Consider the following 5,345-nt stretch of genomic DNA (forward strand, 5'->3'; position numbering starts at 1 on the left):
AAGATAACCGGCACTTGGCTCATAAATCGTTTTGCCATTCTCCGTAACTTCTTTTTGTATAAAGTAGTTTCCTGTTACTCTTAAATGACCGTTGTTGATTTTCATCGTTCCGCCACTCTGAACGAGATTTCCATTTACTGTAAGTGTATGACCGGCAAGATCATATACACCAGAACCAAGATAGAGATCATTCACAGTTTTATCTGCTTCCAACGTTTCACCAACCGTTGTGTTATCAGAAAAATGTATTTCTCCGAATGTTCTCGTAAGCTTAGAATGATTGAAAAAATTTGTTATATACACTCCATTTTGACTTGTATTATTTATTTCAACTTCATTAAAATATGATTTTGGAGATGAAAATGATATTGTCTGTTCCTGAGTACCACTGAAAACCGTCTTATGTGTTCCGGTCGCCCTGAAATTATATTCGTTCGTATTTGATACACCGGATTTTTGTGTAAAGTCGCCTTTTATTTCCAATGTTCCGGCACTCATCACCATGTCATAACAGTAATTCTCCGATATAAAATCTCCATCTACCCTCACATAATCAAGTTCATTTATCATTTTTAAGTAACATGAGTAGTAATAATTATTTTGTAAATACAGTGATCCTCTGCATATTAAACGACCATTATTGATATTAATTTCTGCATTGTATGCATTGAAATCATTTGTTGTTAATGTCTTTCTATTTAAATTAACAGTTCCATTTGCAATCACATTTCCGTTTACAGTCAAATCATTGGAAAGTGTATATCCATAAGGAAGTTTTATATTTATATTTGCTCCGCTGCTGTCGCTCAACAAAGTCGCAGTAGTATACAAACTTATATTGCCTGCCGGTTTTCCGCCTGTAACCGATACTTCACCGGTAACTATTGTTCCATCTGTGATTTTAATCGCATTAGCAGTTGTATTCGCAAACTCAACATTTGCAAAATGTGATGTATCATATGAAGATGATTCAAATTTTATTATCTGCTCGCTCTGACCGTTTAAAATGACTTTATGATTTTCTTTTGGAGCAAAATTATATGCAGACTTTACCGTTATCTGCTCAAAATTGCCTCCCACACGAAGTATACCGTTTGTCAGTAAATTCCTGTGATCTTTTGAGGAACCCATAACAAAATTTCCGCTGACATTCACTTCATCATTTGCATTGGTCATTACAAGCTCTCCCAAACTGTAATGATATATGGGAGAATTGTTTTCATCAAGTGTATAAGAACGAATGATATAATCTCCGCCAATATTGAGTTCACCTCCATTAACTTTGACAGTGCCTGCACCCTGAATCAAATTGCCGGTTATAGTCAGTGTTTTTCCGTTAAGATCAAGTTCATCGCCTACAAGATAAAAATCACCTTGTATTGTTTCATCGTTTTGTAGTTTATGACCGTATGTACCGCCAACCGTGTAAGATATATTACAGCCATTTTTTATAATCGTTCCGGCTATGACCGGTGTTTCAGCGTATACAATTCTTTCCTGACTGCTGTTATCAAGTTTCAAAATATTTATATAAGAATTTACATTTTTTTGGATGATATGTTGTTCGGAATTTCCGTTCAAAATCAATTCATTTTTTTCGGATGATATAAAATTATAGCTTCCGCCTGTCGTATCATCACGAAAATCTCCGCCGACTTTAATGCAACCGTTTTTAATATATCCTGAATTTGCATAGTTCCAAATAAAATCCCCATCTGCAACTATTTCATCATTCACATTCTCCATTGTCAAATAAGCATAGTAACCTGAAATTTGAATATTTCCAAAACAATGCAAATAACCTTTATTGATATAAAGTGTACCTCTATAAACAGAAACATTGCCATGCACAATCAAACTGTGACCGTCAAGATTCAATGTTCCGCCGTTCATTGTCATGTTATTTACTTCTTTATCTTCTGTCAAAGTATAACTGTCGCTGACAGTCCAATCTTCATACTCAACAGGTTCGGATTCCACATTTGAAGTTTCGCTGTTTTCAGGCTCTGTCTGTTCATTTTGAGAAGGCAGATTTCCGCTTTCTTCTGTCGCACCTATCGATATAACAGAGAAATCCATTATCTGAAATATAAGCAATACGGAAAGCAAGAATGATATTGCTCTTTTTCCAATCCATTTCAACTTTGGGAATACAGTTTTCATACCGTTTACCTCCATTTTATTCTTCCGATGTTTCGTGAACATCGACAGAAGTGATATTTCCGTTGGCATCATAAATATATTCAATATAATAATCTTCGCTGTATATTGCTCTTGTTACTCTGCCAAGTTTATCATATTCATAAGATATTTCTCTGTCCGTCAGTGTTCTGTCAACAGGAAATTCCTCGATTTCTCCATTGATCATCTGTTCTATCAGAGCCATATCATCCTCGTCAACAATGCCGTCGCCGTTGGTGTCTGCCAGCAAAAGCTGTTCATCTGTCAAATCATTGTTCTGTCCGTCATTGATGTAATCTTCAAGTAAAGCATAGTCATTTTCATCAATAACACCATCTCCGTTCAAATCACCCGTCATTGTATTCGTTGTAAGGGTATCGGGATTATATCTGTACCATATCCCATCGTCATACCACATTGCACCGCTTACATCAAATCCCGGCATATTAGCACTTGGCATTTGATTGGTACCGTCATTGAATATCACTTTTGCATCGGAATATTTTGTAATGGTATATTTATACCACCCGCCGGTGATTTCTTCCATTGATGAACCGGGCCATGACGGACCTGTATCACTGTTGCTGATGTAATAATAAACATTCGGAGAATTCCAATTATTCGGTTTTTTGAAATATACTGTAACATCTGTCGGTCTTACAGAAGTCCATGTACCGTTTCTGAACCATGATTCATTTGATACGGAATATCCTTCCTGCTGGGGAATCTGACTGCTCCCGTTATTACTGAAAATCACTCTCGGATCATCAATACATTCAATTTCATAAGAATACCAGCCGTCACCCTCCGAATTCATCGAAACACCGGGCCATGCATAATTTGCCGTGCCTGTATCATAATAATAGAGCTTTACATTGTTCCAATTATTATAATTGTAAAAATGTACTGTGATCTGACGCTGCTGTGTAGACGGCTGTGATGTGTACCATCTTCCGTTTTTATACCACATTTCACTGCCGACCGAAAAGCCGGGTTCATTTCGTCCCGGAATCTGATTATTGCCGTTGTTGCTGAATATTACTTTCGGATCGGTCACGCAATGAATGGAATATTCATACCAGCCGTCACCTTCCGAATTCATTGAAACACCGGGCCATTGCTGACTGCCGGTCTGTGTATCGTAGTAATAAAGACTGACATTATCCCAATTATTACTGTTATAGTAGTGAACAACTATATCTTTATAAACCGTCGGATCGGAGTTATACCACTGACCGTTTTTATACCATTTTTCCCCGCTGACTTCAAACCCCTCCTGACCTTGTCCGGGTATCTGACTGTTTCCATTAGTGCTGAATATCACTTTCGGAGATGTAAATCCCGTTATTTCATAAGTGTACCAGCCATAATCTTCATTCTGCATGGATACTCCGGGCCATGAAGGTGAATTCAATCCGTTTTGATAATAATAAAGATTTACATTATTCCAATTTTGGTCATTGAAATAGTGTACGATCGTACTTGACGGCTTGCTGTCAAACCAATTTCCGTCACAATACCATTTGTCACCCGAAACAAGAAAACCGTCCTGTCCTGCTGCGGGATTCTGATTGCTGCCGTTGTTGCTGAATATTACTCTTGCCTGACGGAGATCTTTTATTGTGTATGTATACCATCCATCAGCTCCGGGACTCATCGGATTACCGGGCCAACTGCTGACTTCGTAGCTGTCGGCATAACAGTAAATATACGGCTGATTGTAACTGCTGCTACGAAAATATACGGTTATCCTGTTGCCAAACTGATAATCGGAACTCCACGTAATGTCATACGCCATAGCGGAAAGTCCTGCCGCAAACAAGAGACCTAATACCAATACAACAATAACAGATATTTTGCTGACTTTCGATTTCATATGCTCTCCTCTTTTCTTTAAAGTTGATAATAAACAAAAAATTCCTGCTCAACATTTTTTTGCTGTCTGCGGCTGATTTCAGCAGTATAACCGTTATCCATCTCAAGAACTTTTCCGTTGATTGAACGGATATGCCTGATATTAATAAGATGTGACCTATTCACTTGAATAAATCCATATTTTTTCATCTGCTGTGCTAAACTTCCAAGAGTACACCTTTTTAACTTGTATAAACCTGCAACAGTATGGATATGAATCATTTTATCGTTCACATCAAAAAATAAAATATCAGAAACACAAATTATTTTTTCCAGGCTTATCGGCTCTAATATTTCAAACGCATAGCACTCATCCCTGCTTTTTTCAGTGTTTGAAAAAATAAATACAAACTGCTGTTGCAAATATTCATCAACATCTTTTTCAAAGACAAAACTGCATATTCTCAATTCAAATAAACTGTAAAGCTGCTTTTTATTTTCGCCTATGACCATCAAGTCAAAATTCTTGTCACAATCCCGAAGTTTTTTTGCATATGCCGTCATTTCGTAATCTTCTCCGCAGCATAGTACTGCCAAGTCAAAAAAATTTGGTCTCTTAGAGAACATTTCAATTATTTTATCCCAATCATCGAAAACAGTTATTCTTACTGTTATACCGCAGTGTACACTTACAGAACAAATACACTTTTTGATTTTAATGCACATCTCGGGATTTTTACAAAATATTGCCACTTTCAAATTACTCACCTTCATTTTCAATATATTTTATTAAATTTTATAAATAATGTTAATTTGATTTATATAATTTTACCATCGGCTCATTATTTCATAAAATATAAGTTTCGGAAAGATATGTGGCAGTTATCGGTCAATTTTGGGGAGTGAAATGCAAATTTTGTAAAAAATAGTCCTTTATATTCGTATCTATAAGTTAATATTAACTTATAAATTTCTTAAATAACTTAACTGATTACTATATACTGAACTTGGTGATTAATATGTTGAATTATAATACCATTGGAAGAAGAATATGTCATTATCGCAAAGAGAGAAATCTTACACAAGCAGCACTTTCGGAAATATTGAATATATCAGAAAGCTATCTGAGTCAAATAGAACGGGGAGCGGCTAAAGTATCTTTGCCACGGTTAAGCAGTATTGCCGATATTCTTGAAATTGATATTGCATATCTTGTTTCCGACCATATAACAAAAACCAATCCTTACGTCAACTCCGAAATATCGGAAATCACAAAAGATTGGTCAACAGAACAGATAAATTTCTTAATA

The 5,345-nt window shown here is 36.1% G+C and carries 4 protein-coding genes; 1 reads left to right on the forward strand and 3 read right to left on the reverse strand.

All coding sequences use genetic code 11. The annotated features are described in order from the left end of the window. The 3 genes from ACJROP_RS09760 to ACJROP_RS09770 form a co-directional block, all read right to left on the reverse strand. Positions 1-2,163: hypothetical protein (locus tag ACJROP_RS09760; protein WP_406535276.1), on the reverse strand; the 2,163-nt coding region annotated here is incomplete at its 3' end. Between the two features lie 16 nt (positions 2,164-2,179). Further along, positions 2,180-4,057 carry a starch-binding protein gene (locus tag ACJROP_RS09765; RefSeq protein WP_406535277.1) on the reverse strand — a complete coding sequence of 626 codons (1,878 nt, stop codon included), beginning with the start codon at positions 4,055-4,057 and terminating at the stop codon, positions 2,180-2,182. Positions 4,058-4,074: 17 nt separating this feature from the next. Beyond that, positions 4,075-4,788, reverse strand: a complete 714-nt coding sequence (locus tag ACJROP_RS09770; RefSeq protein ID WP_406535279.1) for a LytTR family DNA-binding domain-containing protein — start codon at positions 4,786-4,788, stop codon at positions 4,075-4,077. Positions 4,789-5,054: 266 nt separating this feature from the next. On the opposite strand from ACJROP_RS09770, the gene ACJROP_RS09775 reads away from it, so the two are divergent. After that, on the forward strand, positions 5,055-5,345 hold a 291-nt coding region (locus ACJROP_RS09775; RefSeq protein ID WP_406535278.1), incomplete at its 3' end, for a helix-turn-helix domain-containing protein.

The organism is Methanobrevibacter sp. (assembly GCF_045220775.1).
Taxonomy (GTDB): domain Archaea; phylum Methanobacteriota; class Methanobacteria; order Methanobacteriales; family Methanobacteriaceae; genus Methanocatella.

Excerpts from the sequence above, each read along its gene's own strand:
- ACJROP_RS09765 (WP_406535277.1), bottom strand. The coding sequence starts at position 4,057 with ATGAAATCGAAAGTCAGCAAAATATCTGTTATTGTTGTATTGGTATTA.